Annotated in this window: 23 protein-coding genes; 16 read left to right on the forward strand and 7 right to left on the reverse strand. The window is 70.2% G+C overall.

The annotated features are described in order from the left end of the window. Nucleotides 1–222: 222 nt before the first annotated feature. The 10 genes from VKV57_12975 (at nt 223) to VKV57_13020 (ending at nt 10,651) form a co-directional block, all read left to right on the forward strand. Complete coding sequence (locus VKV57_12975) at nt 223–1,911, forward strand: ATP-dependent DNA ligase (protein ID HLW60821.1); 1,689 nt, start codon at nt 223–225, stop codon at nt 1,909–1,911. Between the two features lie 11 nt (nt 1,912–1,922). Beyond that, nucleotides 1,923–3,287 (forward strand): nodulation protein NfeD, encoded by a 1,365-nt coding sequence (locus VKV57_12980; GenBank protein HLW60822.1) that lies wholly within the window; start codon nt 1,923–1,925, stop codon nt 3,285–3,287. Beyond that, nucleotides 3,284–4,063: an SPFH domain-containing protein gene (locus tag VKV57_12985; GenBank protein ID HLW60823.1), complete on the forward strand. Its 780-nt coding sequence runs from the start codon at nt 3,284–3,286 to the stop codon at nt 4,061–4,063. The genes VKV57_12980 and VKV57_12985 overlap by 4 nt, the downstream gene beginning before the upstream one ends. A 17-nt stretch (nt 4,064–4,080) precedes the next feature. Next, nucleotides 4,081–4,608 (forward strand): tRNA (adenosine(37)-N6)-threonylcarbamoyltransferase complex ATPase subunit type 1 TsaE, encoded by a 528-nt coding sequence (gene tsaE / locus VKV57_12990; protein ID HLW60824.1) that lies wholly within the window; start codon nt 4,081–4,083, stop codon nt 4,606–4,608. Further along, nucleotides 4,590–5,303 (forward strand): tRNA (adenosine(37)-N6)-threonylcarbamoyltransferase complex dimerization subunit type 1 TsaB, encoded by a 714-nt coding sequence (gene tsaB / locus VKV57_12995; GenBank protein HLW60825.1) that lies wholly within the window; start codon nt 4,590–4,592, stop codon nt 5,301–5,303. Before tsaE ends, tsaB begins: the two co-directional genes overlap by 19 nt. A gap of 1 nt (nt 5,304) precedes the next feature. Beyond that, entirely contained in the window at nt 5,305–5,826 is a 522-nt protein-coding gene (rimI, locus tag VKV57_13000; protein HLW60826.1) for a ribosomal protein S18-alanine N-acetyltransferase, read from the forward strand. 38 nt (nt 5,827–5,864) lie between these two features. Next, a complete protein-coding gene (tsaD, locus tag VKV57_13005) occupies nt 5,865–6,893 on the forward strand; it encodes a tRNA (adenosine(37)-N6)-threonylcarbamoyltransferase complex transferase subunit TsaD (GenBank protein HLW60827.1) in 1,029 nt (342 codons plus the stop codon). A 215-nt stretch (nt 6,894–7,108) separates the two neighbouring features. Beyond that, nucleotides 7,109–7,420, forward strand: a complete 312-nt coding sequence (gene groES / locus VKV57_13010) for a co-chaperone GroES (GenBank protein ID HLW60828.1) — start codon at nt 7,109–7,111, stop codon at nt 7,418–7,420. A 14-nt stretch (nt 7,421–7,434) separates the two neighbouring features. Then, nucleotides 7,435–9,045, forward strand: coding sequence for a chaperonin GroEL (groL, locus tag VKV57_13015; GenBank protein HLW60829.1), 1,611 nt, complete (start codon nt 7,435–7,437; stop codon nt 9,043–9,045). A 214-nt stretch (nt 9,046–9,259) separates the two neighbouring features. Then, nucleotides 9,260–10,651, forward strand: coding sequence for a glycosyltransferase family 39 protein (locus VKV57_13020; protein HLW60830.1), 1,392 nt, complete (start codon nt 9,260–9,262; stop codon nt 10,649–10,651). Between the two features lie 125 nt (nt 10,652–10,776). Here the strand turns inward: VKV57_13020 and VKV57_13025 are convergent, their stop codons facing one another. After that, nucleotides 10,777–11,745: an EamA family transporter gene (locus tag VKV57_13025; protein ID HLW60831.1), complete on the reverse strand. Its 969-nt coding sequence runs from the start codon at nt 11,743–11,745 to the stop codon at nt 10,777–10,779. A gap of 83 nt (nt 11,746–11,828) precedes the next feature. Between VKV57_13025 and VKV57_13030 the strand changes: the two genes are divergently transcribed. Next, complete coding sequence (locus tag VKV57_13030) at nt 11,829–12,305, forward strand: Lrp/AsnC family transcriptional regulator (protein ID HLW60832.1); 477 nt, start codon at nt 11,829–11,831, stop codon at nt 12,303–12,305. A gap of 143 nt (nt 12,306–12,448) precedes the next feature. Here VKV57_13030 and VKV57_13035 read toward each other — a convergent pair whose 3' ends face one another. Genes VKV57_13035 through fabF form a run of 6 tightly spaced genes read right to left on the reverse strand, consistent with a single transcriptional unit; the run spans nt 12,449 to nt 18,066 of the window. Continuing rightward, the gene (locus VKV57_13035) at nt 12,449–13,483 is read right to left on the reverse strand and encodes a phosphate--acyl-ACP acyltransferase (protein HLW60833.1); all 1,035 of its coding nucleotides are present in this window, start codon (nt 13,481–13,483) and stop codon (nt 12,449–12,451) included. Further along, on the reverse strand, nt 13,483–14,250 hold the full coding sequence (locus VKV57_13040) for an SDR family NAD(P)-dependent oxidoreductase (GenBank protein HLW60834.1): 768 nt from the start codon (nt 14,248–14,250) through the stop codon (nt 13,483–13,485). The genes VKV57_13035 and VKV57_13040 overlap by 1 nt, the downstream gene beginning before the upstream one ends. Beyond that, nucleotides 14,250–15,095, reverse strand: coding sequence for a CoA-transferase (locus VKV57_13045; GenBank protein ID HLW60835.1), 846 nt, complete (start codon nt 15,093–15,095; stop codon nt 14,250–14,252). The genes VKV57_13040 and VKV57_13045 overlap by 1 nt, the downstream gene beginning before the upstream one ends. 29 nt (nt 15,096–15,124) lie before the next feature. Beyond that, nucleotides 15,125–15,988, reverse strand: coding sequence for a CoA-transferase (locus VKV57_13050; protein ID HLW60836.1), 864 nt, complete (start codon nt 15,986–15,988; stop codon nt 15,125–15,127). Continuing rightward, nucleotides 15,985–16,794 carry an SDR family oxidoreductase gene (locus VKV57_13055; protein ID HLW60837.1) on the reverse strand — a complete coding sequence of 270 codons (810 nt, stop codon included), beginning with the start codon at nt 16,792–16,794 and terminating at the stop codon, nt 15,985–15,987. The genes VKV57_13050 and VKV57_13055 overlap by 4 nt, the downstream gene beginning before the upstream one ends. A 33-nt stretch (nt 16,795–16,827) precedes the next feature. After that, nucleotides 16,828–18,066 carry a beta-ketoacyl-ACP synthase II gene (gene fabF, locus VKV57_13060; GenBank protein ID HLW60838.1) on the reverse strand — a complete coding sequence of 413 codons (1,239 nt, stop codon included), beginning with the start codon at nt 18,064–18,066 and terminating at the stop codon, nt 16,828–16,830. A 226-nt stretch (nt 18,067–18,292) separates the two neighbouring features. Between fabF and purD the strand changes: the two genes are divergently transcribed. Genes purD through VKV57_13085 form a run of 5 tightly spaced genes read left to right on the forward strand, consistent with a single transcriptional unit; the run spans nt 18,293 to nt 23,713 of the window. Next, nucleotides 18,293–19,606, forward strand: coding sequence for a phosphoribosylamine--glycine ligase (gene purD, locus VKV57_13065; protein ID HLW60839.1), 1,314 nt, complete (start codon nt 18,293–18,295; stop codon nt 19,604–19,606). 13 nt (nt 19,607–19,619) lie between these two features. After that, a complete protein-coding gene (purE, locus tag VKV57_13070; protein ID HLW60840.1) occupies nt 19,620–20,171 on the forward strand; it encodes a 5-(carboxyamino)imidazole ribonucleotide mutase in 552 nt (183 codons plus the stop codon). Further along, nucleotides 20,171–21,457 (forward strand): adenylosuccinate synthase, encoded by a 1,287-nt coding sequence (locus tag VKV57_13075; protein HLW60841.1) that lies wholly within the window; start codon nt 20,171–20,173, stop codon nt 21,455–21,457. The genes purE and VKV57_13075 overlap by 1 nt, the downstream gene beginning before the upstream one ends. Next, nucleotides 21,454–22,800 carry an adenylosuccinate lyase gene (purB, locus tag VKV57_13080; protein HLW60842.1) on the forward strand — a complete coding sequence of 449 codons (1,347 nt, stop codon included), beginning with the start codon at nt 21,454–21,456 and terminating at the stop codon, nt 22,798–22,800. The genes VKV57_13075 and purB overlap by 4 nt, the downstream gene beginning before the upstream one ends. Then, a complete protein-coding gene (locus VKV57_13085) occupies nt 22,793–23,713 on the forward strand; it encodes a phosphoribosylaminoimidazolesuccinocarboxamide synthase (GenBank protein HLW60843.1) in 921 nt (306 codons plus the stop codon). The genes purB and VKV57_13085 overlap by 8 nt, the downstream gene beginning before the upstream one ends. The last annotated feature ends 3 nt before the right edge of the window (nt 23,714–23,716 follow it).

The following is a 23,716-nucleotide window of genomic DNA, read 5'->3' on the forward strand; positions in this document are numbered from 1 at the left end:
AACGCTGTCCTCGAGGGTCATGCCTGTCTCCCCCCTTCCGAAGGTTGCGAGCCCTCGGTTGGAGATTTCGGAGGCAGAGGCGTGACCCTCTTTTCATGAGGAGACCTCCATCAGTGTCAACACTACATCCAAACAGGACACTCTAGGGCGTCCTTCCCGGAGGCTCGGACCCGAACACACCGCGCGCGCGTCCCGCCGCGTCGTGGGTTGCCTGACCGCTTCATGACGTCCTCCGCGTTTTCCGCGCTGGCGCAGACCTTAGAGGATGTGTCGGGGGTCTCGTCCACCTCGGCGAAAATCGAGCGGCTCGCCGCCTACCTCACAACCCTGGACGACGACGACCTCCGGCGGGCCTGTCCCTACCTCACCGGCGCGGTGTTCCCGCCAGGCGATCCGCGCCGCCTCCAGGTTGGCTGGGCGCTGATCGCCGATGTCCTGACGGGGTTGACGGGAGCGAGCGAGGACGAGCTTCGCCGCGTCTACCTGGCCCACGGCGACCTCGGCGAGACCGCGAGCGCGCTGGTGTCGCGCCGCCCTCCGTCCCCCTCGTTGTTTCCCCGCCCGCTGACGCTCGGCGCGGCGGCGGAGGCGTTTGCCGCCATCGCCGCCGCGCAGGGTCCTGCGTCCCGCCGGATCAAGCATGAGGCGCTGCGGGCGCTGTTCCGAGATGCGACCCCGGCCGAGGTCAAGTTCCTGGTGAAGATCCTCACCGCCGACCTGCGGATCGGGCTGCGGGGAGGTCTGCTCCTGCCCGCCATCGCGCGCGCCTTCGGCCGCGCGCCGGAGGCGGTGCGGCAGGCCGCGCTGCTGATCGCCGACCCGGGGGAGGTGGCGGTTCGCGCGCGCGCGGACACCCTGGACCGCGTCACGCTGGCGCCGGGGTCTCCGTTTCGCTTCATGCTCGCGGGATCGATCGCCGCGATCGACGAAGCGTTTGTCCCGGGCGCCCCTCCGCTCCTCGTGGAGGACAAGTACGACGGCATCCGGGTCCAGATCCACCGCACCGCCGATCGGCTGGTCGTCTACTCGAGGACGCTCGACGACGTGACCGCGGCCTACCCCGAGCTCCACCCGGGCCTCTCGGCCCTCGCCGCCACCTACCTGCTCGACGGCGAGATCGTCGCCTGGCGGGGGGACCGGCCGCTGCCCTTCGCCCGGCTCCAACGCCGGCTGGGGCGGCAGAATCCGGGGGCGCTGGCTCAGGAAATCCCCGTCGTCCTGATGACGTTCGACCTGCTCCACCTCGATGGGCGCGATTTGTTGCGCGACCCGCAGGAGGGACGGCGGGCGGTGATGGCCGGCCTGGGGTGGGGCGACACCGTGCGGATGAGCCGGGCCACCCTCGCCGCCACCCCCGCGGAGGCGGAGGTCAGGTTCCGACAGGCCCGCGAGGCGGGGCACGAGGGGATCGTTCTGAAGCGGCCCGACGGGCCCTACCAGCCCGGCCGACGGGGGCGCTGGTGGCTGAAGTGGAAGCCGGGGTTGGCCACCCTCGACGTGGTCGTCGTGGCGGCGGAGTACGGGCACGGCAAGCGGGCGCGGGTGCTGTCCGATTATACTTTTGCCGTGCGCGACGGGAGCCGGTTGGCCACCATCGGCAAGGCCTACTCGGGGTTGACCGACGCGGAGATCGGCCGCCTGACGCAGTGGTTCCTCGCTCACACGGTCAACGATCTCGGCCGCGTCCGGTTGGTCGAGCCGCGGATCGTGCTGGAAGTGGCGTTCGACAAGATCATGGCCAGCGCGCGCCACACCTCAGGGTTCGCCCTCCGCTTTCCGCGAATCGTCCGCCTCAGAGACGACAAGCCCCCCGAGGAAATCAACACGCTGGACGATGTGCGCGATCTCTGCCGCCGGAGCGGAGGCGAGGACGGCGGGCGGGGAGGAAAGGAGCGCCGTTCCGAGGCGTAGAACAGCACCCCATGTTGCGGCTCGCCCGGGTGGGCGCCGGTCTCCAAAGCTTCATCTTCGTTGTTCCGATCGTCTTGACGCTGTGGGCCGCGTCCGCCGCCCCCGGGGCGGGGAGCCCGTCCGCCTCTTCCGCCCAGTCCTCGGTCGTGGACGTGGTCCATCTGGTCGGCGTCGTCTCGCCCTCCACGGCCCGGTACGTCATCCGCGGCATCCGGGAGGCGGAGCAGAGCGGTGCCCAGGCCCTGCTCATCGAGGTGGACACTCCCGGCGGGCTGCTGAAATCCATGGACGACATGACCCGGGCGATGCTGAACGCCAACGTGCCGACGGTGGTCTATGTCTATCCCAGCGGGTCCCGCGCCGCCTCCGCCGGCGTCTTCATCAGCTACGCGGCCACCATCGCCGCGATGGCGCCGACCACCCACCTGGGCGCGGCGCACCCCGTGGGGGTCGGCAACGGGGGGACGAGCCCCGAGGGCAAGACGCTCATCGCCAAGGTGACCAACGACGCGGTGGCGCAGATTCGGGGGTTCGCCGAGCGGCGCGGCCGCAATGCGGACTGGGCGGAGAAGGCGGTCCGCGAGAGCGTGTCGATCACCGAGACCCAGGCGCTCCACCTCCACGTCATCGACCTCATCGCCGATACCCCGGGAGATCTGCTCGCCAAACTTGACGGGCGGGAGGTCGAGACCGCCTCGGGCAAGCGCCGCCTGCACACCCTGGGGGCACGGCTGGTCGATGTGCCGATGGACGTGACCGAGCAGTTTCTCGGGCTGCTGAGCGACCCGAACATCGGGTTCATCCTGATGACGATGGCGATCTATGGGATCATCTTCGAGCTCAGCAACCCGGGATCGGTGTTCCCCGGCGTGATCGGCGGGCTCGCCCTCATCCTCGCCTTGGCATCGTTTGCGGTGCTCGAGGTGAACGTGGCGGGGCTGTTCCTGATCGGGTTCGCGCTGATCCTGTTTATCGCCGACATCAAAGTGCCGAGCCACGGCGTCCTGACCGCGGGGGGCCTGGTGTCATTTGTGCTCGGGTCGCTGCTCCTCACCGAGCGCCAGGCGCCGTTTCTGAGAATCAGCCTGACCCTGATCCTCTCGATGGCCGCGGTCACCGGTGGGTTCTTCGCCTTCGCGGTCGGCGCCGGGATCCGGGCGCAGACGCGGAAGGTGCAGACCGGCCGGGAAGGGCTGGTCGGCGCGACCGGCGTGGTGCGCAGCGACCTCAACCCGTCCGGGACGGTGTTCGTGCAGGGCGAGTTGTGGAGCGCCGAGAGCCTTGATGGGTCCATCCCCGTCGGCGGCCGGGTGCGGGTGGCCCGCGTCGACGGGCTGCGCCTGCAGGTGAAACGGGAGGAGGCGTCCGCGCCATGACCATCCTCGGGTTCGTGGGTCCGGTGATCATCATCCTCGTGATCGCCTTCTTCTCCCTGCTGTCCTCGGTGGTCAAGATCGCCCGGGAGTACGAGCGCGGCGTCATCTTCCGGCTCGGCCGGCTGCTCCAGGCCAAGGGACCGGGGGTGATTCTCCTGATCCCGATCGTCGACCGCATGATCAAGATCGACCTGCGCGTGGTGACCCTGGACGTGCCCCGGCAGGAGATGATGACCCGAGACAATGTCCCGGTGACCGTGGATGCCGTCGTCTACTTCCGGGTGGTGAACCCCGAGGACGCGGTGGCGAAGGTGGAAAACTTTTCCAAGGCCACGTACCTCGTCGCCCAGACCACCCTGCGCAGCGTCCTCGGGCAACACGAACTCGACGAGCTGCTCAGCCAGCGCGACCGGATCAACCTGCAGCTGCAGCAGGTGATCGACGTCCAGACCGAGCCCTGGGGGATCAAGGTCGCCCTCGTCGAGGTCCGGGACGTGATCCTCCCCGATACGATGAAGCGGGCGATGGCGAAACAGGCGGAGACCGAGCGGGAGCGGCGCGCCAAGGTCATCAACGCCGAGGGGGAATTTCAGGCCGCGGAGCGGCTCGTCCAGGCGGCGGAGAAGATCTCCACCCAACCGGTGGCCCTTCAGCTCCGCTTTCTTCAGGCGCTCACCGAGGTCGCGGCGGAGCACAACTCGACGATCATCTTTCCCGTCCCGATCGACCTCATCACCCCTTTCCTGAAGAAAGCCCAAGACGACCGGCGCACCTAGCCGGGCCCGAGGCGCGCATGGGAGGATCCCGGGCCGGAGGCACGCCGGCCCCCGACGCCGCGTTGGTAATCTGCACGCACAGCGCCGAAGAGACCCAGCACGTCGGCGAGGCCCTAGGGGTGGCGCTGCGGGGGGTCGCGGCGGGGGAGGCGGCCGTCCTGGCGCTCGGCGGTCCCCTCGGAGCTGGAAAGACCTGCCTCGTGCAGGGCCTCGCCCGCGGGCTCGGAGTTTCGGGCGCGGTCCGCAGCCCAACCTTTACGCTGATCCACGAACACCGGGGGGCGATCCCGCTCGTGCACGTCGACCTCTACCGGCTGGACGCGCCCGACCTGGAGGGGTTGGGCCTTGAGGAGCTCCTCGACCGTCCCGGCGTTGTCGCGATCGAGTGGGCGGAACGGGCAACCGGCGTGCTCCCTCCGGCGCACCTCCTGATCGCGCTGAGCTTCGGAGGCGGGGACTCCGACCGGTGCCTGCGCCTCCGCCCCTTCGGTGGGCGCTACGAACGGCTGGTGGCGGCGGTTCGCGGATGCGGCTCCTGGCGATAGAGACCGCCACCTCGGTGGCGAGCGTCGCCGTCGTCGACGACTCCGGGGTGCTCGCCGAGGCGGTGCTGCGCTCGCCGATGCGCCACCTGGAATGGCTGCTCCCGGTCGCCGGCCAGCTCCTCGAACAGCTCGACCTCGAGCCGGCGGCGATTCAGGGGCTCGCGGTCAGCCGCGGCCCCGGGGGATTCACCGGGCTCCGGATCGGGATCGCCACCGCGGCGGGCTGGGCGAAGGCCGGCCGGGTCCCGCTCGTCGGCGTGGACACGCTGGAGGCGCTTGCCTGCGTCCCGGGCGTTCCGGGGTTGATCCTCCCGGTGCTGGACGCGCATCGTGGTGAGGTCGCCGGCGCGCTCTATCGCCTGGAGCGGGCCGGCCGCCCGGTGTGCCTCCTTCCGCCGCTCGTGGCGTCGCCCGAGGCGTTCGCGGCCGAGGTCGCCGCGCACACCGGGCCGCTGCTGCTCGTCGGGGACGCGCTCGCGCGGTACGGCGCGAGGCTTCGCGCCGCGCTGGGAGATCGTGCGCGGGCAGCGGCGGCGGACGTGCACCCGCGTGCGGCGGCGGTGGGGGTGCTGGCCCTCCCGAGGCTCTCCCGCGGGGAGCGCGTCGATCCGGACACGCTCGCGCCCGTCTACGGCCGCCGTCCGGTGGTGTGGCCGAGGCAGGAAACGCCGGGGAGGGGGGGAAATCCCCCGTGACATGGTGATCACCAACCAAGTAACCATTCGGCCGATGCGGCTGGAGGACATCGGGGGAGTGCTCGAGATCGAGCAGATGTCCTTTTCGGTGCCGTGGCCGCGCGATGCCTATCGCAACGAACTGCAGGAGAACCGCCTCGCCTTCTACTTCGTCGCCCGCGAGATGCACCGGACCGTCGGATACGCGGGGATGTGGGTGATCCTGGACGAGGCGCACGTCACCACGATCGCGGTCGATCCGCTCTATCGGCGCCAGCGCATCGGGGAGCGGCTCCTCGTCACCCTGATCGACGAAGCGCTGCGGCGGGGGGCGCGCTGGATCACGCTCGAAGTCCGCAAGTCCAACCTGGGCGCCCAATACCTCTACCGGAAGTACGGGTTCAAGGACATCGGCATTCGCAAGGGATACTACAGCGACAACCACGAGGACGCCATCGTGATGTGGACCGGAAACCTCTTGGAGGAGGCATTCCAGGGGCGGTACCGCACCCACCGCGCCGGTTTGGATCTGGAGTCGTCCTGACCGCTCCGACCTCTTCCCGGCCGAGGTGCGTCCTCGGCATCGAGACGTCCTGCGATGAAACCTCGGCGGCCGTGCTGGTGGACGGCCGGCTGCGGGCGAACATCGTCGCCTCCCAGGTCGATCTCCACGCGCGCTACGGCGGCGTCGTCCCGGAGCTGGCCTCGCGCCGCCACCTGGAACGGCTCGGCCCGGTCATCGATGAGGCGCTGGCCGCCGCCGGCCTCGCACTGGATGCGATCGAGGCGGTCGCGGTCACGTGCGGGCCCGGGCTCGCCGGGGCGCTCACCGTGGGGGTCGCCGCGGCGAAGGGCCTGGCGTTCGCCGGCGGCCGCTCCCTGATCGGGGTGAACCATCTCGAGGGGCACATCTACGCGGACTTCCTCGCCCACCCCGATCTCCCGCTCCCGGCGCTCGTCCTGATCGTGTCGGGCGCGCACACCGACCTGGTCCTGATGGCCGGTCACGGCCGCTACGAGGTGCTCGGCCGGACCCGGGACGACGCGGCGGGCGAGGCCTTCGACAAGGTGGCGCGGGCGCTCGGGCTGGGGTACCCGGGAGGGCCGGCGATCGACCGGCTGGCCAGGGCGGGGCGGCCGGATGCGGTGAAGCTTCCGCTGCCCTTTGCGACGGAGGCGAGCCTCGACTTCTCGTTCAGCGGGCTCAAGACGGCGGTGGTCCGAACGCTCGCCGCTCGGGGAGAGGGTCCGCTGCCGGACGGATTTGCCGCGGATGTCGCGGCCGCGTTTCAGGGGAATCTCGTGGAGGTGCTGGTGGCGAAGACCACCCGGGCGGCACGGGGACGGGGGATCCGCGCGATCCTCCTCGTTGGCGGTGTCGCCGCAAACTCGCACCTCCGCTCCCGGATGGCCGACGCCGCATCGCGCCTCGGGGTTCCGTGCTACGTTCCCCCGGCCGGGCTGTGCACCGATAACGCCGGGATGATCGCGGCGGCGGGGGCCAGCCGGCTGGCGCGTGGGCTCCGGTCGTCGTGGCGGCTCGGCGCCTACGCGGATCTGGAGCTCGACCGCGAGACGCCCGAGACCGAGGAGCTCCTTATTTCTCAGTAGCCTTATCCGCGGGATCGGCGGATTTCGGGCAAATGTTCCGTCCAATGGAAACTTCGAATTGGGCGCGTGCGGACGCGTCCGGACGAGAATTAGGGGGGGTATCTTCGATTCTCCGCCCAATTTGGGGTTGCTTGGGTATCGCGTGTTTCCCTATAGTGAGAGGAGATTAGCACTCCAGAGGAGTGAGTGCTAAGACTTTCGTGGAGGAGGAACGTATGAACCTCAAGCCTCTCGGAGATCGAATCGTGGTGAAGGTGATCGAGGAACTGGAGCGGACGAAGGGCGGCATCGTGTTGCCCGACACCGCCAAGGAGAAGCCGCAGGAGGCCGAGGCCATCGCGGTCGGGCCGGGCGGGCGCAACGAAAAAGGCGACCGCGTGCCGATGGAGGTCAAGGTCGGGGACCGGGTGATTTTTGCGAAGTACTCCGGCACCGAGTTCAAGCAGGACGACGAGGAGTACCTGATTCTGAGGGAGAGCGACGTGCTCGCGGTCGTGACGCGCGAGAAGGTTAAGGCGAGAGCCTAGAGGGGAGTTCCACCATGCCGAAGATGTTGTTGTACCACGAGGAGGCGAGGCGGGCCCTCGAGCACGGGGTGAACCGCCTGGCCGACGTCGTCAAGATCACCCTCGGCCCGAAGGGGCGCAACGTCGTCATCGAAAAGAAGTTTGGGTCGCCGACGATCACGCACGACGGCGTGACGGTGGCGAAGGAGATCGAGCTGGAGGATCCGTTCGAGAACGCGGGCGCCCAGCTCGTGCGCGAGGTCGCGACGAAGACGAACGACATCGCCGGCGACGGGACGACGACGGCGACGGTGCTGGCTCAGGCGATGATCAAGGAAGGGTTGAAGAACGTCGCCGCCGGCGCGAACCCGATGGCGCTGAAGCGCGGGATCGATCGAGCGGTCGAGGCGCTGGTGGCGGCGCTGCGGGCCGAGGCGAAGCCGGTCGAGACCAAGGCGGCGGTCGCGCAGGTGGCCAGCATCTCCGCGCACGACGAGTCGGTCGGCGCGCTGATCGCCGACGCCATGGACAAGGTCGGCAAGGACGGCGTCATCACCGTGGAGGAGTCCAAGGGGATGGAGACCACGGTCGAGACCGTGGAGGGGATGCAGTTCGACAAGGGCTACATCTCGCCGTACATGGTGACCGACCCGGAGAAGATGGAAGCCATCGTCGAGGATCCGTACATCCTGATCACCGACAAGAAGATCAGCGCGGTGAAGGACCTGCTGCCGGCGCTGGAACGGATCGTCCAGGTGAACCGGCCGTTCGTCCTGATCGCGGAGGACGTGGAAGGCGAAGCCTTGGCGACGCTCGTCGTGAACAAGCTCCGCGGGACGCTGCAGGGGGTCGCGGTCAAGGCGCCGGCGTTCGGTGACCGCCGGAAGGCCATGCTGCAGGACATCGCCATCCTCACCGGGGGCCAGGTGGTGACCGAGGAGCTGGGGCTGAAGCTCGAAAACGTCGATCTGAGCATGCTGGGCCGGGCGCGGCAGGTGAAGGTCGGGAAAGAGGAGACGATCATCGTCGGCGGTTCGGGGAAGCAGGCCGAGATCCAGAAGCGGATCAGCGAGCTTCGCAAGCAGATCGACGAGACCGAGAGCGACTACGACCGCGAGAAGCTGCAGGAGCGTCTCGGGAAGATGGTCGGCGGCGTCGGCGTGATCAAGGTCGGCGCGGCCAGCGAGACCGAACTGAAGGAGAAGAAGCACCGCGTCGAGGACGCGCTGTCCACGGCGCGCGCGGCCGTCGAGGAGGGGATCGTTCCCGGCGGGGGCACCGCGCTGATCGGGGTGCTGTCGGCGCTCGACAAGGTGAAGGCGGAAGGGGACGAGGCGACCGGGGTGGACATCGTCCGGCGCGCCGTCGAGGAGCCGCTGCGTCAGCTCGCCCGCAACGCCGGCCGCGAGGGCTCGGTGATCGTGGAAAAGGTCAAGGCCGGTAAGGCGGGCTGGGGGTTCAACGTCCTGTCGGAGGAGTACCAGGATATGATGAAGGCCGGCATCGTGGATCCCTGCAAGGTCACCCGCTCGGCATTGCAGAACGCGGCGAGCGTGGCCTCCATGCTGCTGACGAGCGAGGTCCTGATCGTCGACAAGCCGGAGGAGGAGAAGGAGTCGCCGATGCCCCCGACTCCTCCCATGTAGTCATTCGGCCACGGCAGGGGTCCCGATCGCTGGGATCCCAGGAGATGCGCGGGGAGGCGAAGACCGCCTCCCCGCGCTTTCCGTTTCCCCGGCGATGAACGCAGCCATCGGATCTCAGGCGACAGGCCGCGGGGATCATCCCTCCTCCCGCCCCCCATCCTCGGCGGCAGGCGAGCGAGGATGGTCGCCCGCCGCCAAGTGGTTGGCGGCAGGCGTGGGGGCGCTTGCCCTCCTCCGGATCGTGGTCGCCGCGCACACACCGATCATCGACGACGAAGGGTACTATTGGCTCTGGTCGCGTCACCTCGCCCTCTCCTACCTCGACCATCCGCCGCTGGTGGCGTGGTTGGACGCGGCGACCACCGCGGGGGGAAGAGCGGAGTGGCTGCTGCGGCTCCCGGCGATGCTGGCGACGGTCGGGACCACGCTCGTCCTTTACCTCCTCGGCCGCGATCTGTTCGATCGGCGGTCGGGGCTCCGCGCCGCCGCGCTGCACCTGGCCGTCCCGGTCTTCGCGCTGCAGGCGATCGACGCCATCCCCGACCCGCTGCTGTACATCTGGTGGACGCTGGCGATGTGGGCCTTCTGGCGGGCCGTGCGCGGGGACCGCTGGGGCTGGTGGGCGTGCGGCCTCGCGCTCGGCCTTGGGATGTTGAGCAAGGAGTCGATGGCCGTGCTCCCCATCGCGTTCCTTGGGGTGCTGGCCCGGCCGTCGGAACGACGCTGGTGGCGGACGTCCGGCCCCTATCTCGCCGCGGCGCTCGCGGCGGCGCTCGCCGCCCCCATCGTTTTCTGGAACGTCCAGCACGGGTGGGCCTCGCTCCGCTTCTGGCTGCACGTCGGCGGGTCCGGAGGCCCCCCGGCCGGCAACCCGCCGGGGTGGGGGGTGCTCGCCAACGCCGCGGTGCAGTTCGCGTACGGCGGCCCGCTCCTGTTCCCGATGATGATGTGGGCGCTGTGGCGGGCATGGCGCCTCGGGCGCGGCGACGAGCGCTACGCCTTTCTCGTCCTGGCGAGCGTGCCGACCCTGCTGCTGGTCGCGCTGGCGGCGGCGCTGGGCGTCGATCGGGCCAATTGGGCGGCGCCCGCGTATCTCGCGGCGGTGGTGGCGTTGGGGGCGCTGTGGCCGGGCCGCGCCGCCGCGGCGGCGATGGTCAGTTCCCTGGCACTGTCGTTGGTCGTGCTGGTGCTCGTCGCGGCGATCCCTTGGCTCCCGGCGCCCCTGCGGTGGGATGAGCTGTACGGGTGGCGAGAAGTGACGGCGGAGATCGTGCGCCGCGCCGGCGCGCTCCACGATCCCGGGCGGGTGCTGCTGTTGGGGCAGCGGTACAACCAGGCGAGCTACTTCGGCTACTACGCCGCGGATCGGATGCCGGTGAGCACGGGTCGGACGAGCGAGTTTGCCTTCTGGGCTCCGCCCGACCGGTTCGTCGGCTGGCAGGGGATCGCGGCCATCGACGCCCGCGAGGCGGTGGGGGCGCTCCGCGGGGACTGCACGCGCCTGCTCGAGCAGCTGCCGTATAACGTGACCTTTCCGGGAGGCGGCACGAGGACGTTTCGCATTTTCCGCTGTGTGGGGTTTCGCGGGACCCCACGCGTCCCGTAGCGCAGCCAGCGCACCGTTGCCGAAAGCGGGCGAGCGCACCGGGTGATGGTGCTGGCCGATGAGCCGCTGGCTGGTGCCCAGGGCACGGGCCGGCGGCGTCGGGTGTTGCGGGTGCTTGGTCCTGTTCAGTAGTCGCGGTGAACGGCGACCGCGGAGACGATCAGCCCGACGCCTAGAAGCTCGGTCCAGGAGGGGAACTGGGCGAGCACGAGGATGCCGATAGTGGTGGCGGTTGCGGGAAGGAGCGAGACCATCAACGAGTAGGTGGCTCGCTTGAGTCGGGCCATCGCGAGCTGGTCGCAGACGTAGGGAATGACCGAAGAGGTGATGCCGACGCCGATCCCGGCACCGATCGCGACCGGGTCGAGTATCGCCTTCGCAGCGCCGAAGCCGCCGATCGGCGTGATCGCGGCGGCGGCGATCAGCATCGCCGCCGCCAGCCCGTCGAGCCGGTTGAGGGCTTCGTTGCGCGAGACGCGGTGGGCGAGGATGATGTAGAGTGCGAACAGTACCGCGTTGGCGAAGGCGAAGGCGACTCCGAGCGGCTCCGTGGCGAGCCGGACGTTGGTGAGGACGTAGACGCCGAGAACCGCGAGTGCGAGCGCGACGCCGTTGCGGGGCGTGCGCACGCCGAGGGCGGCGAGTAGGATCACGGGCAGGAACTCGATCGCGGCGACCGTGCCGAGCGGCAGGCGAGCGATCGCGAGGTAGAAGCAGCTGTTCATGACGGCGAAGACGGCGCCGAGTCCCAGAAGCAGTCGCCGCGTCTCCCGGTCGAGCCCGACGATTCGTCGCCATGGCTTGCGCCAGATCGCGAAGACGGCCGCAGCGCTGACGATGCGCAGCCAGGCAACGCCGAGGGGGTCGGCGCGGGCGAAGAGCTCCACCGCGAATGCGGGGCCGAGGTAGTGGAAGATCGCACTGCCGACGAAATACGCGTGCGGCGGCAGGCGCTGTCCCGCCGCCCGCAGGTTGAACAGCCGCGGTCGGCCGCCCCGACCCGCCGAAGCTGGTTTCGCGCTGGCGCCCGCGGACCGGTGTTCAGAGGGATGCCGTGAACCCGTCCGTGCCGGACCACTCAGACCTCGAACCATGATGCTATGATCGCAGGTACTTGACTGACGGTCCATGCTATAATTACGGTGTGGCCGGCAAAGTTACTGGAAAACGTAATGAGATACCGAAGAAGACCTTACAATCCAAGAACTCAATCCTCGATCAGATCAACGTGCGGCTGCTCCGCGAACTGCAGCGTGACCCGCGCGTGCCGATGGCCACGCTGGCGCGGCGTATCCGGATGTCGGCCCCAGCCGTCACGGAGCGGGTCAAACGTTTGGAGGAAGCAGGTATCATCGCCGGATACCGAATGGACGTGAGCCCTAGGGCGCTTGGCCTGCTCGTGAGTGCATACGTGCGCATCCGACCTGCACCTGGCCAACTGGCAAAAATCGCCGAACTTGCGGAGCGGGCCTCAGAGGTTGTTGAGTGTCACCGGATCACCGGGGAGGACTGCTTTCTGGTGAGGATTTACGTTTCGGACATGGAGGAACTGGAGTCAGCCCTCGACCGTTTCTTGGCGCTCGGGCAGACCACAACGTCGATCGTCCAGTCCTCCCCCGTGCCGCCGCGAAACCTGCCGCTGCCCGACAAGTAACCGATAACCGCAGGCGTGCCGCGTCGTATTTCGCTTCCTCGATCGCACTAAACTGCCGTCCCAGGGTACCGTTACCTTCCCCAAGATTCGCAGTTCATCGTCAAATCGGGAATCCGGTGTTGCCTGCGCCGGCAGAGACGGCGCTAGCGCGTCTCGACCGGCCGGCTGAGGTGCTGCCGGGTCTGGTCCAGGGCCACCCGCAGCTTCTCGACAAACTCGCTCTGCACCGCGCGGGCGGCCTGCCCGATCGCCGCCAGGATGGCGCGGCGGTCGGAGGCGCCGTGGGCCATCACGACGTTTCCGCGGATCCCCAACAGCGGCAGGCTCCCGTGCAAATCGATCTGGTTGGTCGTCTCGACCAACCAGACGGCGAGGTCCTCGATGCGCTGCGGGGGGAGCTCCCCGCGCACCTCCCGCCGCAGCCACGCCGCGAGTTCGCGCCCCAGCCCTTCCACGGTTTTGAGCGTCACGTTTCCCACAAACCCATCGCACACCACGACGTTGGCGGCGCCGCTCATGAGATGATGGCCCTCGATCGACCCCACAAACCGCAGGCCGCTGCGCCTCAGGAGGTCGGCGGTCTCCTTGACCACGCGGTTGCCCTTTCCCGCCTCGCGCCCGTTGCTGAGCAGCGCCACGCTGGGCTCGGAGATCCCGCAGAACACCCGCATGTACGTGGCGCCGATGACGGCAAACTCCAGCAGGTGGCGGGGCTCGACATCCATCGTCGGCCCCAGGTCGACGAGAAATGTCTCCGGGTGCAGCCCGAGGATCTGGCGGCCGACACAGGCCCGCCGGACTCCCTTCAGCATGCCGATCTCGCGGACCGCGGCGAGCAGGGTGGGGCCGGTGCTGCCGGCGCTGACCGCTGCCTCCGCCCGCCCCTGCGCCACCTGCCGCATCGTCACTGCCATCGACGCGTTGGGGGTCGCCCGAAGCGTGGCCAGGGGGGGGGCGCCTTCGGGGATCGGGCCGCCGCTCGGGACGACCTCGACCCGCCCGGCGCGCAGCGCGTCGGGGGGCACGAGCGGGGCGAGGGCCTCGGGCACGCCGACCAGGAGAATCCGCAGGGACTCGTCCCGGCAGGCGGTCAGGGCGCCGTGGACGATCTCCGTGGGAGCCTGATCACCCCCCATGCAGTCCACGGCGATGCGGATCCTACGGCCGTCCCCGCCCATCAGACCATCGTCAGCCCGCCGGAGACGCTCAGCACCTGCCCGGTGACGTACCGGGAGGCGTCGGAGCAGAAGAACGCCACGGCCTCGGCGATCTCCTCGGGCTGGGCCACCCGCCGCATCGGGATGAGGCGGATCATGCGCTCGATCCGCGCGGCACGCGCGGGATCGGCCCGGTTCTCGGCGAGCACCTCGGTTTCGGTCGGGCCCGGACTGACGCAGTTGACGCGCACGCCGCGGGACGCGGCCTCACGCGCCAGGGACCGCGTGAGGGCGATCACCCCACCCTTGGCGGCCGAGTACACCGCCTCGCCCCCCGTGCCGACCCGCCCGGCGTCGCTCGCGACGTTGACGATCACCCCGCCGCCGTGCTCCGCCATCCACTCCAGCGCCACGCGCGAGCAGTAGATCACCCCCCACAGGTTGGTGTCGATGACCCGCCGCCAGTACTCCTCGGTCTCCTCCAAAAACGGGGTGGTGAGCGTCCACCCGGCGTTGTTGACGAGGATCTCGATCCCCCCGAGCGTGCCCCGGGCGGCGTCGATCCCGGTCCGGCACGCGGCGTAGGTGCGGAGGTCCGCCGGGATGGCGACCCCGCGGACGCCGTGTGATCCGATCTCTCCCGCCACGCGGTCGATCTCCGCCCGGGTCCGCGCGAGCACCGCGACGTCGGCGCCGAGCAGCGCCAAGCGGTGGGCGATCGCTCGGCCGATGCCGCGGCCGCCGCCGGTAACCACCGCCCGGCGCCCGCCCAACGGCTTCGAGGGCATCAGTGCCGGCGCCGCGGCCACGCCGCGTGGAGGGTCTGCCGCTCGCGCTCGTAGATGGCCGCGAACTTTTCCGCGGCGTCCTTCCCCGAGAGCAGCTCCAGTTTGCGCACCTCCAGCGGGTCGGCGGCGTGGATGATCGCGATCTCGTGGGCGGTGGGGGGCGTCGTGACGGACAGCGCCGACGGAATCTCGAGCGGGAACCCGGTGCGCTCCCGCACCTGGTCCGCCCCCACCCCCGGGTGCAGGCTGCGGGGGACCATCCGCCCCGTCGCCGGGTTCCAGCCGAACACCCCGAGGTCGGTCACGAGGCAGGTCGGGGCGCCGTGGGCGCCCAACCACTTCGCCCGTTCGTCGGTGTATCCGACGCCGCTGATGAAGTCCACCTGCGCGATCACCGTCCGCGGCGAATGCGACGTGAGATAGTAGAGGCCCTGCGAGAGGTGGCTCGTGTCCTCCGGGATCCCGCGCGAGCCCACCAGGGCGACCTTCGGGCGTTCCCACTGGCCGATCACCGAGATGTTGACGTTCCCGTGCTGATCGATCTGGGCGGGGTTGATCCAGATGCGGAACCGATCGGTGAAGATCGCGTCGAAGATGTCCTCCATGCTGAGCGGGATCGCGCGCTGGTTGTCGGTGAGGAACTGGCCGAGCGAAAGCGTCGGCATGGGGATCGCGTCCATCCCGGACTCCGGCGTGGAGAGCACCGCCAGATCCGGGGCGTGGGTGCTCTTCGCCAGGTGCGCCGCCAGCGCCCCCAGGGCGGTGACGGAGCTGACGAGGACCTCGCCGCGCAACTCCCGGGCCATGCAGGTGATGATCAACTCGTCGATGGTGTAGTCCGGCATGCCGCTCTCCTTCGCGCGCCGCTCGGCGCCTAGACTCTGAGACGTTCTCCCAGCGACCGCTCGTTGCCGAGCGCCTGAAGGTACTCCCGCTCGCCCACGTAGATGTACCGCTCCAGGTACTCGTGCCACGCCGCGCCGTCCCGGGCCGCGGCCAGGTATTCCTGGACGTGCTGGAGGTCCGCCCGGTAGTCGGGCGCGCACCCGGTGAAGTGCGCTCCCCACGGGGCTTCGACCACCCCGGTCACGAGCGTGCGCAGGATCCGCACGTCGTGCCCGTAGGTCTGGAGCCGCTCGGGGAGCAGGATCTGCTCGGCGGAGAGAAAGGTCTGCCGCGCGGCCTTGGCACACAGCGCGTCCATGTGCCCATCCCCGAGGATCACGCCGTTGCCCTGCGGGTCCGCGAGGTTGACGTGGATCAGCGCCACGTCCGGCTTGAGGCTGGGCACGGCGACGAGGGTCTGCCCTTCAAACGGATCCTGAAAGGTGCGGAAGGCGGGGTTGACCTTCAGCAGGTCGGTGCCGAGCCCGGCGTGGGTCGGCAGGAACGGCACCCGCTTGATCGTCGCGTCCAGCCCCGCCATCACGGTGAACTCGGTCCATTCCTGAAACCGCACCGACCCTTCCTGCCTGGCGCGCCGGAAGTGGGGCGCGAGGCCCATCACCTCGAACCCGACGAACGCGTAGATCAGCTCGGCGATCTTCCCCGTGCCGATCAGCAGGTCGACCTCGGGGCCGCCCACGTTGACGATGAGCTTGAGGTTCTTGCGGTCGCTTCTGGCCAGCGCGCGCACGAGCGTCATGGGCTTGCGCGACAGCGAGGAGCCGCCGATGGCGATCGTCGCCCCGTCGTGGATCTCCCCGATCACGTCCTCGCACGTGCTCACTTTGTTCATGCGCGTCCCTCCCCTCGACTGCGGAACGCCTCGAACGGCGCCGCGATCAGGCTGAGTCCGCCGTCGACCACGATCGTCTGCCCCATCACGTACCGCGCGGCGGGCGTGCAGAGGAAGGCGACGACCGCCGCGACGTCCTCGGGGGTGCCCATGCGGCCCCGCGGGGTGTACGTGGAGACCAGCCGGTCGAACTCCGCAAACCGATCCCCCCCGTAGAACCGCGCCGAATCCGTCAGGATCACCCCGGGGCTGACGCAGTTGGCGGTGACGCCGTCGCGCGCCAGCTCGTAGGCGAGGTAGCGCGTCCAGGTCTCCATCGCCCCCTTGGCGGCGGCGAGCACCGCATAGTTGGGCAAACACTCCACGGTGCCCTGCCCGCCGATGGTGACGATCGCTCCGCCCCGTCCCTTCATCAAAGGGACCGCCCGCTGCACGCACAGCACCAGGGATCGGACGATCAGGTCAAAGGTCCGCTGGATGTGGTGGGGCTTGACCTCGAGCGTGGGCTTGAACGCGGTGGCGGCGTGATTGGCGACGAAGATGTCGAGCGCGCCGAACTGCGATGCGATCTCGTCGAAGAGGCGGGTGATCTCCTCGGGCGCCTCGAGGTTGGCCCCCAGCGCCACCGCCCGCCGGCCGAGGCCCTGGATCGACCGGACGACCTCGTCGGCCATCGCCTGGTTGCGGTGGTAGTGGACCACGACGTCGGCGCCGCCCTGCGCGAAGGTGAGGGCGGTGGCCCGACCGATCCCCCGCGAGGCGCCGGTCACGAGCGCGATCCGATCGGTGAACGTGCCTGCGAACACTTTCGAGGCCTCCTCAGCGTGATCCCGGGGGCGCTAGGCCCCCGGCGCGGCCCGGACCGCGACGACGCAGTTTTGCCCGCCGAACCCGAACGCGTTCGCCAGCGCGAGGCGGATCCGGGCCGATCGCGCCTGGCGGGGGACGTAGTCGAGATCGCAGACGGGATCGGGGGTCTCGAGGTTGATCGTCGGCGGGATCCGCCCGTCGCGGATCGCCAGCACCCCGACCAGAACCGCGAGCGCCCCCGCGGCTCCGATCAGGTGGCCGACCATGCTCTTCGGCGCGCTGACCGGTACCGTGCGGGCCCGCTCGCCGAGCGCGTGCTTGATGGCGCGCGTTTCCGATACATCGTTCAACGGCGTGCCCGTGCCGTGAGCGACGACCAGGTCCACCTCGGCCGGTCCCGCGCCGGCGCTCGTCAGCGCCAGGCGCATCGCCGCCGCCGCGCTCTCGCCTTCGGGCTGCGGGGCGGTCTCGTGGTACGCGTCGCTCGTCATTCCCGCCCCGGCGAGTTCCGCGTAGATGTGGGCTTCGCGACCGCGGGCGATCTCTTCGCGCTCTACGACAAAGACGACCGCCCCCTCGCCGTACACGAAGCCGTCGCGATCGCGATCGAACGGGCGGCTGGCGCGTTCCGGCGCGTCGTTTCGCGTGCTGAGGGCCTTCAGGGCGCAGAGCGCGGCCCAGACGGTGGGGGTGAGGCCGGCTTCGGTGCCCCCGGCGAGGACGTAGTCGGCCTCGCCCGCCTGAATCCACCGGCGGGCCTCGGCGAGCGCGATCGTGCCGCTGGCGCAGGCACCGACAGAGGTGTTCGAGGGCCCGCGGAGTCCGAAGTGGATGCTCACCGCGGAGGCGGCCATGTTGGCGATCAGCATCGGCAACAGGAAGGGCGTGACCCGCGTGGGGTGTTCGGCGAGGCGCGGCGCCTCGGCGTCGATGACGTCGATCCCCCCGAGCGCGGTGGCGATCGTCACCCCGAACCGATCGTGGATCGGGGGCACCGGGAGGAGCCGCGCGTCCTGCAGGGCCTCGTGCGCCGCCGCGATCGCCAGCTGGGCGAACCTGGCGGTCCGTCGTGCGCGCTTGCGGGTCATCACCGCGAGGGGATCGAACCCTTGGACGTCCGCGGCGATCCGGACGGGGTACCCCGACGCGTCAAACCGCGTGAGCGGCCGGACCCCGCTGCGCCCCGCAAGCAGGCCGTCCCAGGTCGCCGGGGCCGATAGGCCGGCGGGGGTCACCGCTCCAATCCCTGTGATGACGGCTCGTGCCACGACACCTCCCGCGGTCTGCCCGAGACTTTTCGCCACGGGCGGAGCGTTTCCTACGACATTTCCCCGCAGTTTCGGCCTCGGGGACGCGTAAAACCGAACATTCTTGTCCCTCTTGGCAATTTCTTTCGCCTATGATATAGTGATTTCGCACTTCATCGTTCTTTTCAACGCAGCAGAAGTCGAAAAACCGAACGATCGACGAGCCCCACCACGACGTGGAGCGTCCATGAGAGTCCTTGTGGTCGGCGCGGGCGGGCGCGAGCACGCCCTGGTGTGGAAACTCCGCCAGGAGCACGGCGTATCCGTATTCTGCGCGCCGGGCAATCCGGGAATCGCCGAGATCGCAACCTGCCTGCCGCATCCTCCGCACGATCTCGACGCGCTCGCCGCGAGCGCCGAACATCACGCGATCGACCTGACCGTGGTGGGACCCGAGGCGCCGCTTGCGAGCGGACTGGTCGACGTGTTCGCCCGCCGCGGCCTCCCGGTCTTCGGCCCCACCCAGGCCGCCGCCCTTCTCGAATCGAGCAAGGTGTTCATGAAGATGCTCTGCCGCCGGCACGGCATCCCGACCGCCCCGTTTGCGATCTTCGAGGATCCCGGCGAGGCGATCGCCTCGCTGCGCCGCGCGGGACGTCGGTGCGTGATCAAGGTGGACGGGTTGGCCGCCGGCAAAGGCGTGACCGTCGCCGCGACCGCGGAAGAGGCGGTGGCGGCCGTCGAAGCCGCGATGGTGGCGCGGCGCTTCGGCGAGGCCGGTGCGCGCGTCATCGTCGAGGAGGCGCTGGAAGGGGAAGAGGTGAGCGTGTTTGCGCTGTGCGACGGCGCGGCGCTCGCGACGCTGTTGCCCGTACAAGACCACAAGCGCCTCGCGGACGGAGACCGCGGTCCCAACACCGGCGGGATGGGGGCCTGCGCGCCGGTGCCGGCGGTGTCGCCGGCGACCCTCGATCGGATCACCGATGAGGTGCTGGAACCGATCGTGTGGGCGATGGCCCAGGACGGGCGCCCGTACCGCGGGGTGTTGTTTGCCGGGATCATGCTGACCGCGGACGGTCCCCGCGTGCTCGAGTTCAACGTCCGCTTTGGGGATCCGGAGACACAGGTGCTGCTGCCGCTGCTGGCGGGGGGACTGATCGACGCGTTCGACGCCGTGCTGGGCGGGCGCCTCGAGCGGTGGACCCCCCGCTGGCGTCCGGAGACCGCGGTATGCGTCGTCCTCGGCGCGGAGGGGTACCCCGAGCGGCCGGCGACGGGTCACCCGATCGCAGGCCTCCGGGAGGCGGCGGGCATCGACGGCGTGGAACTCTTCCATTCGGGGACGGCCGTCCGCGACGGGACGCTGGTGTCGTCCGGCGGGCGGGTGCTCAACGTCGTCGGCGTGGGGGCGGGCGTCGACGAGGCGCGGGCCCGAGCCTACCGCGCCGTCGAGCGTGTGCGGTACGAGGGCAAGATCTTCCGCCGCGACATCGGAGCGCGCGCGGCGGCCCCGGTTCCCGGGAGGATGAGGAGCGGTGTGGGTTCGGGGGAGGCACGATGAGGAGGATGGATCGATGACCGGTCGGAGCGGCGGCCCGCCGCTGGTGGGGATTCTGATGGGGAGCGACAGCGACCTCGCCACGATGGAGCAGGCGGCCCGGGTGCTGGAGGAGTTCGGGGTGGGGTACGAGATGACGATCGCGTCCGCCCACCGGTCGCCGGCCCGCGTGGAGCGGTACGCGGCCGAGGCGGAATCGCGCGGGCTCCAGGTGCTCATCGCCGGCGCCGGCGCCGCCGCGCACCTTGCCGGCGTGCTGGCCGGGCGGACCGCGCTGCCGATCATCGGCGTGCCGCTCGCCGGGTCGTCGCTGGGAGGGCTCGATGCCTTGCTCTCGACGGTCCAGATGCCGGGCGGGGTTCCCGTGGCGACGGTCGGGATCGGGGGCGCGCGAAACGCCGCACTGCTCGCCGTCCAGATTCTGGGCACGGCCGATCCGGGCCTGCGGGAGCGCTATCGGGCCTACAGGGCGCGGCTGGCGCGCGAGGTGGACGAGAAGGCGGCCCGGCTCGCCCCCCGGGGGGAGCCGGGGATGGTGCCGCCGACGGCGGGTGGGGAGGCGGGCTGATGCCGGTGACCGCGGTCGTCGGCGCGCAGTGGGGAGACGAGGGGAAGGGGAAGGTCGTCGACACGCTGGCCCGCCATGCCGACGTGGTGATTCGCTACAACGGGGGCAACAACGCCGGGCACACGATCCAAAACCAGCACGGCACATTCCGGCTGCACCTGCTGCCGTCGGGCATCTTTCACCCGGCCGCCCAGTGCGTGATCGGGCCCGGCGTCGTCGTGAACCCCGAAGTGTTCCTCGCCGAGGTGGCCGAGGTCGAGCGCGTCGGCATGCCGACGGTGGGGCGCCTCTGGATTTCCGACCGGGCCCACCTGATCTTCCCGCACCACATCCTCGTCGACGAGCTCGAGGAAACGGCGCGCGGCGGGAGGCCGCACGGGACGACCAAGCAGGGGATCTGGCCGGTCTACAGCGACAAGGCCGGCCGGATCGGGATCCGCATGGGGGATCTTCTCGAGGAGGGCCATCTCGTCGAGCAGCTCCGGTTTCTGGCGGAGCGCAAGAGCGCCGTGCTGCAGGGGGTGTACCACCACGAGGCGGTGGAGCCGGCATCGCTGCTCGCGGCGTGCCGACGGTGGGCCGATCGCCTCGGCCCGTACATTGCCGACACCCACCCCCTCGTCCAGGAGGCACTGCGGGCGGATCGCGCCGTGCTGCTGGAGGGGCAGCTGGGCGTGATGCGCGATCTGGACTGGGGGCTCTACCCGTTCGTGACCTCGTCCACCACCCTCCCCGGGGGGGCCAGCGCGGGGGCGGGCATTCCGCCGTATCGGATCACGCGGGTGCTCGGGGTGGCGAAAGCGTACACGACCGCGGTCGGGTCGGGCCCGATGCCGACCGAGTTGGAAGACGCGGTCGGCGACCGCATCCGCGACGTCGGGCAGGAGTTTGGCGCCACGACCCACCGGCCGCGCCGCTGCGGCTGGTTTGACGGGGTCGCGGCGCGCTTCGCGGCGGAGATCGCGGGGTTCACGCACCTCGCGGTGATGAAGGTCGACGTCTTCGACGCGTTCGAGACGATCCGGATCGCCGTCGCCTACCGGCTCGACGGCCGGACCCTGCAGACCGTGCCGCACACCGCGGCGATGGCGCGGGTCGAGCCCGTCTACGAGGAGCTCGCCGGGTGGCGCTGTCCCACCAACGGCGCGCGGCATCTCACCGACCTGCCGGTCGAGGCGCGGGGATTCCTGCGGCGGATCGAAGAGATCGTCGGCGTCCCGATCGTGCTGGTGGGGGTGGGGCCGGAGCGGCAGGACATCATCTACTGTCAGGAGGGGTGGGCGTGATCCCCCGGTACACCTCGCGCGAGATGGCCGCGCTGTGGAGCCCGGAGACCAAGTTCGACACCTGGCTGGAGATCGAACTGCTCGTCGCCGACGCGCAATCTCGCCTCGGGATGGTCCCCCCGGCCGCGGCGAGGCGCCTGCGGGAGCGGGCGCGGGTGACCAGCGTCGCGCGGATCGACGAGCTGGAGGAGCGGGAGACCCGGCACGACGTCGTGGCGTTCCTGCGGGTGGTCGGGGAGACGGTCGGCGACGACGCGCGCTACCTGCACCACGGTCTCGGGTCCTCGGATGTCGTCGACACGGCGCAGTCGGTACTGATGGTCCGGGCGGCCGACCTGATCGCGGCCTCGCTGGGGCGGCTGCACCGCGCCCTCGGCGGGCTGGCCAACCGGCACCGGTACACGGTGATGGCCGGGCGGACCCACGGCGTCCAGGCCGAACCGATCACCTTCGGGCTCAAGGTGGCGCTGTGGTACGCGGAGGTGGGGCGGGGGCTCGACCGCGTCCGGCGCGCCCGCGAGGTGATCGCCGTGGGGAAGATCTCCGGCGAAGTCGGCACGTTCGCGCACAACCCCCCCGAGGTCGAGGCCGACGTGTGCGCCGCGCTCGGCCTCCGGCCGGCGCCGGCGTCTTCGCAGGTCCTGCAGCGCGACCGACACGCCGAGTATCTGAGCCATCTGGCGGTCGTCGCCGGGACGCTCGAGAAGATCGCCACGGAGATCCGCACGCTGCAGCGCACCGAGCTCCGCGAGGCGGAGGAGCCGTTCCGGGAGGGACAGACCGGGTCGTCGGCGATGCCGCACAAGCGCAACCCGATCATCTGCGAGCGCATCGCCGGGCTGGCCCGGGTGATCCGGGCGAACGCCGCGGCGTCGCTGGAAGACATCGCCCTGTGGGGGGAGCGCGACATCACGCACTCCTCCGTCGAGCGCGTGATCGTCCCGGACGCGACGTCCCTGCTCGACTACATGGCCCGCAAACTCGGCGACGTGATCGAAGGGCTGCGCGTGTACCCCGAGCGCATGCGCGAGAATCTCGACCGCACCGGCGGCCTGGTGTTCTCTCATCGGGTGCTGCTCGCGCTGATCGACCGCGGGATGTCGCGCCAGGACGCGTACGGGATCGTGCAGTCCGCGGCGATGCGGGCGTGGGAGGGCGGGGCGCGGTTCCGCGACCTCATCCGCGAGGCGGGAGTGCTCCCGGAAGCGGAGCTCGCGGCGTGCTTCGACGCCTCGCACGCGCTGCGCCACATCGATGCGATCTTCGCCCGGGTCGGGCTTGGCGAGCGCCCGGCGGCCCAGGCTGCGGCGCAGGGCGACAAAGGAGGCAAGGCGGATGCGTGAGATGGCGGTGGACGGACAACCCCGTCCGGCGGTGATGGAAACGGATTTGGCCCTGCCGCTGTTTTCGCGCGGCAAGGTCCGCGACATCTACGACCTGGACGACCGGCTGCTCATCGTGGCCACCGATCGCCTCTCCGCGTTCGACGTCGTGCTGCCGACCGGGATTCCGGACCGGGGGCGGGTGCTGACGGGGCTCTCCGCGAGCTGGTTTCGGCGGCTGGGCCAGATCGTCCCGACCCATTTTCTCTCCGTCGATCCGGCGGCGTTCCCGGAGTCCCTGGGGGCGCAGCGCCGGGCGCTGGCCGGCCGGTCGATGCTCGTCCGCAAGCTCAGGCGGATCGACATCGAGTGCGTGGTGCGCGGCTATCTCGCCGGGTCGGCGTGGAAAGAGTACGAGGCGACCGGGAAGGTGGGCGGGGTCGCGCTGCCGGCCGGGCTGCGGATGGGGAGCCGGCTCCCGGATCCGATCTTCACCCCCGCCACGAAAGCCGCCTCCGGGCACGACGAGAACATCACCGTCGAGGCGATGGCGCGGGCCGTCGGGGTCGAGCTGACGCGGAGGCTCGAGAAGGCGAGCCTGGCCGTCTACCGTCAGGGGGCCGCGGTCGCCGAGCGGTGCGGCCTGATGCTGGTGGATACAAAGTTCGAGTTCGGCGTGGACGGCGAGGCGATCGTCCTGATCGACGAGGTGCTCACCCCCGACTCCTCGCGGTTCTGGGACGCCGCGGCCTACGCCGCCACCGGGTCGACGGAGAGCTACGACAAACAGATCGTGCGCGATCACCTGGAGCGGGTGGGCTGGAACAAGCGCCCCCCCGCCCCCGCGCTGCCCCCGGAGGTGGTCGCCGCCACCAGGGCGCGGTACCTTGAGGCGTACCGCCGGCTGACCGGCGAGCCGCTGGCGGAGGGGTGAGCG

It is taken from the genome of bacterium (assembly GCA_035307765.1).
Classification (GTDB): domain Bacteria; phylum Sysuimicrobiota; class Sysuimicrobiia; order Sysuimicrobiales; family Segetimicrobiaceae; genus Segetimicrobium.

Bases quoted from the DNA above. Each gene is read 5' to 3' on its own strand.
- VKV57_12975 (HLW60821.1), top strand. From the start codon at position 223: ATGACGTCCTCCGCGTTTTCCGCGCTGGCGCAGACCTTAGAGGATGTG.
- VKV57_12980 (HLW60822.1), top strand. From the start codon at position 1,923: ATGTTGCGGCTCGCCCGGGTGGGCGCCGGTCTCCAAAGCTTCATCTTC.
- VKV57_12985 (HLW60823.1), top strand. From the start codon at position 3,284: ATGACCATCCTCGGGTTCGTGGGTCCGGTGATCATCATCCTCGTGATC.
- tsaE (HLW60824.1), top strand. From the start codon at position 4,081: ATGGGAGGATCCCGGGCCGGAGGCACGCCGGCCCCCGACGCCGCGTTG.
- tsaB (HLW60825.1), top strand. From the start codon at position 4,590: ATGCGGCTCCTGGCGATAGAGACCGCCACCTCGGTGGCGAGCGTCGCC.
- rimI (HLW60826.1), top strand. From the start codon at position 5,305: ATGGTGATCACCAACCAAGTAACCATTCGGCCGATGCGGCTGGAGGAC.
- groES (HLW60828.1), top strand. From the start codon at position 7,109: ATGAACCTCAAGCCTCTCGGAGATCGAATCGTGGTGAAGGTGATCGAG.
- groL (HLW60829.1), top strand. From the start codon at position 7,435: ATGCCGAAGATGTTGTTGTACCACGAGGAGGCGAGGCGGGCCCTCGAG.
- VKV57_13025 (HLW60831.1), bottom strand. From the start codon at position 11,745: ATGGTTCGAGGTCTGAGTGGTCCGGCACGGACGGGTTCACGGCATCCC.
- VKV57_13035 (HLW60833.1), bottom strand. From the start codon at position 13,483: ATGGGCGGGGACGGCCGTAGGATCCGCATCGCCGTGGACTGCATGGGG.
- VKV57_13040 (HLW60834.1), bottom strand. From the start codon at position 14,250: ATGCCCTCGAAGCCGTTGGGCGGGCGCCGGGCGGTGGTTACCGGCGGC.
- VKV57_13045 (HLW60835.1), bottom strand. From the start codon at position 15,095: ATGCCGGACTACACCATCGACGAGTTGATCATCACCTGCATGGCCCGG.
- VKV57_13050 (HLW60836.1), bottom strand. From the start codon at position 15,988: ATGAACAAAGTGAGCACGTGCGAGGACGTGATCGGGGAGATCCACGAC.
- purD (HLW60839.1), top strand. From the start codon at position 18,293: ATGAGAGTCCTTGTGGTCGGCGCGGGCGGGCGCGAGCACGCCCTGGTG.
- purE (HLW60840.1), top strand. From the start codon at position 19,620: ATGACCGGTCGGAGCGGCGGCCCGCCGCTGGTGGGGATTCTGATGGGG.
- VKV57_13075 (HLW60841.1), top strand. From the start codon at position 20,171: ATGCCGGTGACCGCGGTCGTCGGCGCGCAGTGGGGAGACGAGGGGAAG.
- VKV57_13085 (HLW60843.1), top strand. From the start codon at position 22,793: ATGCGTGAGATGGCGGTGGACGGACAACCCCGTCCGGCGGTGATGGAA.